Here is a 6,562-nt window from a genome sequence, read left to right as displayed (position 1 = left end):
CGGCAGGCGGCCCGGTCTTCGACATCTCCGGGGTCCGTGATGTGAGCGCCGAGGAGCGCTGGCAGGCCTATGTGTCGCGACTGGCGACCCAGCCCGGCATCATCGTCGCCGATCAGACTGTGCGCGATGGCCAATTCTATATTGCCGGTCTGAGAGACCCGCTTGCCACCGACCCGCATTCGCTGTTGGCCGAGACGCAGGTCGATCCCGCGCGCGTTCATGCAAGCTGGCAATTCTACCAGAGTCTTGAGCCGCAGTTCGTGCTGAAGCGGCTGACGGCGTCGCTGGCGCCGCCGGATTCGGTGCGGCTTTCCGTAGTCGATGATCGCATCGTTGCGGCGGGTGAGGCCACCACCGCGTGGATCAACCGGGCGCGGACCGCCGCCCAGCAGCTTTCAGCCGGCGGCCCGGTCTTCGACATCTCCGGTGTCCGTGATGTGAGCCCCGAGGAGCGCTGGCAGGCCTATGTGTCGCGACTGGAGAAGCAGCCCGGCATCATCGTCGCCCAACAGAATGTGCGCGATGGCCAATTCTATATTACCGGCCTGAGAGACCCGCTTGCCGTCGACCCGCAGTTGCTGCTGGCCGGGACGCAGGTCGATCCCGCTCGCGTTCATGCAAGCTGGCAATTCTATCAGAGCCTTGAGCCGGTGTTCGTGTTGAAGCGGCTGACGGCGTCGCTGTATCCGCCGGATACCGTGCGCCTTTCGATCGTCAATGACCGCATCGTTGCCGAGGGTGAGGCTCCCGACACCTGGATAGATCGGGCGCGCGCGGCGGCACGACAGCTTTCGGTAGGCGGACCGGAGTTCGACATTTCCAAGGTTCGTGATGTGAGCCCCGATGCACGCGCGGCGGAGCATTGGCAGTATTATGTGTCGCGACTTGAGGCTCAACCGGGAATCATCGTCGCCCAACAAACGGAGAGGGGCGGACATTTCTACATTTCCGGTCTGAGAGACCCGCTTGCCGCCGACCCGCAAGCTCTGCTGTCCGGAACGGGGGTTGATCCTGCCCGCGTTCATTCACAGTGGCAATTCTATCAGAGTCTTGATCCGAAGTTCGTGGTGAAGCGGCTGACGGCGTCGCTGTCCCCGCCGAAATCGGTTCAGCTTTCGATCATCCAGGGTCGCATCGTTGTCGTGGGCGAGGCTCCTGCCGGCTGGATCGGCCGGGCACAGGCCGCCGCCGACCAACTTTCGGCGGACGGAGTGATTCTGGATGTCTCGCAGTTGCGCGAGCTGAACCTTGCCGAACTTAATCATTTGAGAGAGGCCATCCAGACGACCGATATTTTCTTCTCTTCCGGCAAGGTTGTGCCGGGACCGGAGCAGGCGCCGGTGCTTGACAGATTGGCTGATCAGTTGAAGGAATTCGCCGAAAATGCCCGCAAGGCAGGCGTGACAGCGCGGTTCATGTTGACCGGCCATTCGGACACAACGGGCCGTGAGACGGCCAACGCGTCGATCAGCGCCGCCCGCGCCGAGACGGTTCGCGCGCTTCTCAACAAGCGCGGCGTCGCTCCGGAACTGCTGCAGGTCCGGGGCGCGGGCACCTTTGAGCCGGCGGTGCCCGAAAATGAAAATAGTCGAACTGGGAACTCCACCAATCGCCGGGTTTCGGTTACGGTCAGCCTGGAGTAGTGCGGGGCCCAGGATGCTGCAAAAAAAGATCTGCATGTTGGGCGGGTTCGCTGTCGGCAAAACGAGCCTGGTGCGCAGGTTCGTGCAAAGCATCTTCTCGGAAAACTACCTGACCACGGTGGGCGTGAAGATCGACAAGAAAAGCGTCGCGTTTCCGGACAAGACCGTGGATCTGATTTTGTGGGATTTGGCCGGCGAAGACGATATCGGCTCATTCCGCGTCAGCTATGTGCGAGGTGCGACCGGGCTCGTACTTGTCGTCGACGGAACCCGGCCCGCTACTCTTGCCGTGGCGCTTACGCTGCGCGAGCGCGTCGAGGCCGAATTCGGTGCCATGCCGTTTGTATTGCTGTTCAACAAATCCGATCTGACCGATCGCTGGGCAATACCGGATGGTGAGATTGACGAACTGAAGCAACGCGGATGGCAAATCTATCTGACAAGCGCGCTTTCGGGCGAACATGTCGACGATGCGTTTCGTCAGCTTGCCTCGATGGTCGCCAAGTAGACCATGGCTAGGTTGCCGAAAGAAGTCAGAAGCTGGATATACGATTTCTTCTCTAAGGAGCGTTCTGCCGCATATCTAAAAATCGACGCCCGGCAATGCATAGAAGCGAAGGGCGGCAACCTTGGATATTACGGGCTTTTGTCGCTTCGCACTGGCGAGCCCGTTGCCGATCAACTCGAAATCATGGAAGGGCTGCTGCCTTGCCCAGAGCTTCCATTCCATTTGCCCATGATGGAACTGCCCGGCGGGCGTGTCGCGGACCTTCATTTCTTTGACGACAGCGGCTCGGTGTGGCTGCTCTTTCTCGACGCCACGCCCGAACGCGACCATCAGCAGCGGCTTCAGCAGAAGGCTTATGAAATGACGCTCCTGCAGGAGAGGGAGCGTGAACTCAATGCGAAGCTGCAATCGACGAACGAGGCGTTAAGGGAGAGCCAGGAGGGTTTGTCGCGCGAATACCGCCGTGCCGAATCCCTGCTCCTCAACATTCTTCCGGCGTCGATCGCGGAGCGGCTGAAAGCGGACGAGCAAATTGCAGACAACCACGCGGAGGTCAGTGTGCTTTTTGCCGACATCGTCGGCTTTACCGAAAGAGCGCGGAGCGTCGGAGCCGCGACGACGATCGCTATCCTGAATTACTTCTTCAGGGCGGCCGATCTGCTCTCGGAACAATACGGCTGCGAAAAGATCAAAACCATCGGCGATTGTGTCATGGCGGTCGCTGGCCTGCCGGTCGCGCGATCCGATCATGCGCAAGCCATTGCGAATTATGCGCTTGAGCTGCGGGAGGCGGCCAGGCGAGAGCGCTTCGCAGGCGAAGCGCTACGTCTCAGAATTGGAATTCACTCCGGACCGATCGTGGCGGGCGTCATAGGCAAAAGGCGGTTTGTCTATGACCTGTGGGGCGACACCGTTAATCTCGCCGCGCGCATTCAAAAGGCCGCGGAGCCCGATGAAATCCGTATTTCTGATGCGACCCACCAGTTGCTCGGACCGGATTTTGCTTGCGAGCCGCTCGGGGAAACGGAATTGCGTGGCACAGGTCTGGTGCGAATGTGGCGGCTCCCGGCCTGATTTGCCGCTTGGGACCACGACCACGGCGGATGCGGGCCTGGCGACGATGCCTGACAGCCGCCGCATGCAACCTTTGCGGACCGGCGGAAAGGGAAACGATCCCAGGCTCTTAAGTTTCCACCAAATGGCTTGCCGAGGTGGGCTGCAACAGGCCGGGGAACGGCCCGATCCTGGCCGGGCGATGCCCGGACTGGAAGAGGTTGCTGTGGAGGTTGGCAATCCACTGTTTGCCTTCCGTCGTCAGCTCCAGATAGCGGATCGCGTCGGCGATGTAAGGCTCGACTTGCAGTGTGAAGAAATCGGTAAAGAGGGCGCCGAGATCGGCGGCGGTCCTGCAGCCGAGCTTTTCCACCATCCCGATCTCAGAGAACTCCGCAAACAGCGCCGGCAGCTTGCGGTGGTAAAAGGGATCAGCGAGCTGGCCGATCAGGTCCGCGGCCCTGACCAGCGCAGGCTCGGTGTTGGTGACCTGGTAGGCCGGATCGGTCGGCACCGGAAAGCGTGTCATCTCTATCGCCTCGACGATGCGCTCCTCGTTGATGAACTTCGAGGAAGCAAAACGTTGCCGCGCGTAGATCTTGGCGCGGTCGATATGATAGGGCGCAAGCACCGCGTCGGAGGCGCCGCGCGGTGGCGTATAGCGGTCGCCGGCCTCGTTAATGACGAAGCTGTCCTCGGTGTCGCCCTCGCACACGCCGTGCACCATGCCGATATCGTGGACAAGCAGCGCGCAGGTATAATGCAGCCAGTCATCGGGGGTCAGGGATTCCGAAAGTAGCCGGCCGCGAATGATCTGCTGGCCAGCGAGCGTAACCATCAGCGTATGCTCGATGTTGTGATAGAGCGCGTTCGAATTGCCGATGCGCTCCAGGACAAGGCGGGCCGCCCCGCCCAGGTAGCTCGCATATTCCGGATTGCGATGCGAGAAATACTGGAGGTAGAGTTCCGACAGATAGTCGCCGAGCCGGTCGGCCATGATGGAGATTGGATTGAGCATGACAATCGTTCCTGACCGCCTTGAAGCGCGGCAAGCCGCGTCCTGCGGCGGCCACCCTAGCACGGTTCCGGCACAGATTTCATAGGACCAAGGCCCCAAGGCAGCGGCGACTGCCAAATGTTGCCGGGGGGCGGAGATTTTCCTGCTGCCGAGGCTGTCAGGGAGGATAGGCAGACCGGCGATCGCCTCGCATGGTCGGTGATCAGGCTCGCGACAAGGCCCTTGCTTCCGCTTTCACAGTTTTCGCGTTGGGTTAGATCCGGTGCGGGGCGTCGCCTCCACCGAGTTTTTTCGCCCCTACAGGCCCGCAAGGGCCTGAGCTGTAAGCAGCCGGGCTACCAAGCGGTACTGCTCTACGAAGAACTCATCATTCGTGAACCATTCGGCATAGGGCGCCATGCGAAGGCCCTTCGCTTCGGCATCGTTGATCTGGCTGGCGCCGGCGAACATTAGCCGTTTGCCGTCCGATGAACGAACCATCTCAGCGCTGACGGTCATTGCAATGCCTCGCCCATCGTTAACCGGAACGCTCAATGCGTGGTTGACGTTGATCTTCAGCCTGGCGGAGGCGCCCGATGCCGCGTCTGTCACGCGGTATCCCTTGCTGACAAGGTCTTCCTTCGCCTGACTCTCGATGAACTCGCGGAGGTTGGTGCGCGTATCCACGACCTCTTGAAGACGGGAAGTGGCCTCTGCCACCGTGGCGGGCACTTTCCCCGAACTTGCATTTGCCTCACTTGAATTTGGCGCAAAGACAGTGGCTTTCGACAGCTGCACCGGCTCCACGTAGACGAAGCCCAAGGAGGCCTTGCTCTGCGGGTCAATGGAGGACGCGACGCAACCTGTAAGAGCGATCGCGACAAGGGCAATAAGACTGCGGCGAAGCAATGGAATCTCCAAATTTTCAAAGTCGATTCGCTATACTACGGAACAGGTTATTCGGAGAGGGCCACGCGCGTTCACTTCGGCCGCGCCGGGCGTCTACATGAAAGCAATCTACAAGGATGAGGCCGGCGGCGAATCCACGATCCTGATGAAACTGGATCCCGGCCTTGCACGCTCACGATGAACTCGAGGAAGTGCGCGTGCAGGGAGGCTCGGAAGGCGCAGAGGATGAAGATGGCGCAGAGCGTCAGCATCTGGGCGGCAATGCTGCCGCGCTCCGGAACTGCGGCAGGAAGGCGAGGAAGATCGCCACCTTCGGGTTAGTCACGTCCATGACGATGCCACGCATATACGGCGTGCCGGGCGAATTCTAATCGCGGTCACTGGCGAGACGCCGTCTGCGGTTGCTCACGATCGCCGGCGTCCAGCCGAGGCCGCGACAGGTGATCCAAAGCAGAACGGCCTGACCGGCGAGGCCGACGACGATCGAAGCAACGGCTATGCCCGAGACGATATCGGAATCCATGTTTGCGAGCCCCCGCCCGGCATGATTACCAGCAGGAAGTATTGGCTCGACCGGCGTGCGAGTCACTTACCGAATAATATGGACTAGGCCGAAAGGGGTATGTCGTGACGGGCGAAGCAATTCCTGCAAGCGCAGCGGTCGCCGATGGCGACAGAGGGCGCGTCAAGGAGCGCCGTGTTTGTCACCTTCGTCATCCTGGGGCGGAGCAAGGAGCGAAGCGACGCGCGCAGACCCTGGATCCATGCCGCGACCTGCGCGCCTTGCGACGGTGCAGTTTTTGATCCGCCGCATTCTACGAAAAGCGTCACGGCATGGATCCTCGGGTCAAGCCCGAGAATGACGAAGCGTTGGCGGAGCCGGAGCACCAGGCGCTGAGAGCGCCGGCGGACAGCGCACCCCTTCGGGTCAAGCCCGAGGATGACGAAGCGTGGCGTGAGCCTGCGGCAGGTCGCGATGCACGGCCCGCTCAGGCGGCCCTGGTCTTCACCAGGCTCACGGCAGCCATGAGCGCCTCCGCCGCCTCGACCGACGACCCCGGATTCTGACCGGTGACGAGCCGGCCGTCGACCACCGTGTGCACGCCCCAGTCCTTGACCCTGGAGAACACCGCGCCGAGCTTGATGAGCTCGTCCTCGACGAGGAAAGGCACGACCTTCGTAAGACCCACGGCCGCTTCCTCGGCGTTGGTGAAGCCGGTGACATAGCGGCCCTGAACAAACGGGGTGCCGTCGGGATTGGTCACGTGACGCAGCACGCCCGGCGCATGGCAAACGAGGCCGACCGGCTTGCTGGCGGCAGCGAAGGATTCAATCAGCCTGATCGAATTCGGATCTTCGGCCAGATCCCACAGCGGCCCGTGTCCGCCCGGGTAGAAGACGGTGTCGAAGTCCTTCTGGTCGATGCTGTCCAGGCGCACCGTTTCCCCAAGC

7 protein-coding genes are annotated in these 6,562 nt (G+C 61.4%); 3 read left to right on the top strand and 4 right to left on the bottom strand.

Annotated features, from left to right (window positions below; translation table 11 throughout):
• From EN738_RS28765 to EN738_RS28755, 3 genes are all read left to right on the top strand, one after another.
• A partial coding sequence (locus EN738_RS28765; RefSeq protein ID WP_145966961.1) for an OmpA family protein occupies positions 1-1,643 on the top strand: 1,643 nt, incomplete at its 5' end.
• Positions 1,644-1,656: 13 nt separating this feature from the next.
• The gene (locus EN738_RS28760) at positions 1,657-2,151 is read left to right on the top strand and encodes a Rab family GTPase (protein WP_126056366.1); all 495 of its coding nucleotides are present in this window, start codon (positions 1,657-1,659) and stop codon (positions 2,149-2,151) included.
• A gap of 3 nt (positions 2,152-2,154) precedes the next feature.
• On the top strand, positions 2,155-3,225 hold the full coding sequence (locus EN738_RS28755; protein WP_127286609.1) for an adenylate/guanylate cyclase domain-containing protein: 1,071 nt from the start codon (positions 2,155-2,157) through the stop codon (positions 3,223-3,225).
• A 109-nt stretch (positions 3,226-3,334) separates the two neighbouring features.
• Here EN738_RS28755 and EN738_RS28750 read toward each other — a convergent pair whose 3' ends face one another.
• The 4 genes from EN738_RS28750 to EN738_RS28735 form a co-directional block, all read right to left on the bottom strand.
• Positions 3,335-4,201 (bottom strand): metal-dependent phosphohydrolase, encoded by an 867-nt coding sequence (locus tag EN738_RS28750; protein WP_245494800.1) that lies wholly within the window; start codon positions 4,199-4,201, stop codon positions 3,335-3,337.
• A gap of 318 nt (positions 4,202-4,519) precedes the next feature.
• Positions 4,520-5,110: a hypothetical protein gene (locus EN738_RS28745; RefSeq protein ID WP_127286607.1), complete on the bottom strand. Its 591-nt coding sequence runs from the start codon at positions 5,108-5,110 to the stop codon at positions 4,520-4,522.
• Between the two features lie 367 nt (positions 5,111-5,477).
• Entirely contained in the window at positions 5,478-5,633 is a 156-nt protein-coding gene (locus EN738_RS35730) for a hypothetical protein (RefSeq protein WP_187331221.1), read from the bottom strand.
• A gap of 466 nt (positions 5,634-6,099) precedes the next feature.
• On the bottom strand, positions 6,100-6,562 hold a 463-nt coding region (locus EN738_RS28735), incomplete at its 5' end, for a type 1 glutamine amidotransferase domain-containing protein (protein WP_145966960.1).

The sequence above is a fragment of the Mesorhizobium sp. M4B.F.Ca.ET.017.02.2.1 genome, assembly GCF_003998955.1.
Taxonomy (GTDB): domain Bacteria; phylum Pseudomonadota; class Alphaproteobacteria; order Rhizobiales; family Rhizobiaceae; genus Mesorhizobium; species Mesorhizobium abyssinicae.
The sequence above is the reverse complement of the archived record's forward strand: the minus strand, read 5'-3'. Positions and strand labels throughout refer to the sequence as shown.

Coding starts and splice junctions, on each gene's coding strand:
- EN738_RS28755 (WP_127286609.1), top strand. CDS start 2,155: ATGGCTAGGTTGCCGAAAGAAGTCAGAAGCTGGATATACGATTTCTTC.
- EN738_RS28750 (WP_245494800.1), bottom strand. CDS start 4,201: ATGGCCGACCGGCTCGGCGACTATCTGTCGGAACTCTACCTCCAGTAT.
- EN738_RS28760 (WP_126056366.1), top strand. CDS start 1,657: ATGCTGCAAAAAAAGATCTGCATGTTGGGCGGGTTCGCTGTCGGCAAA.
- EN738_RS35730 (WP_187331221.1), bottom strand. CDS start 5,633: ATGGATTCCGATATCGTCTCGGGCATAGCCGTTGCTTCGATCGTCGTC.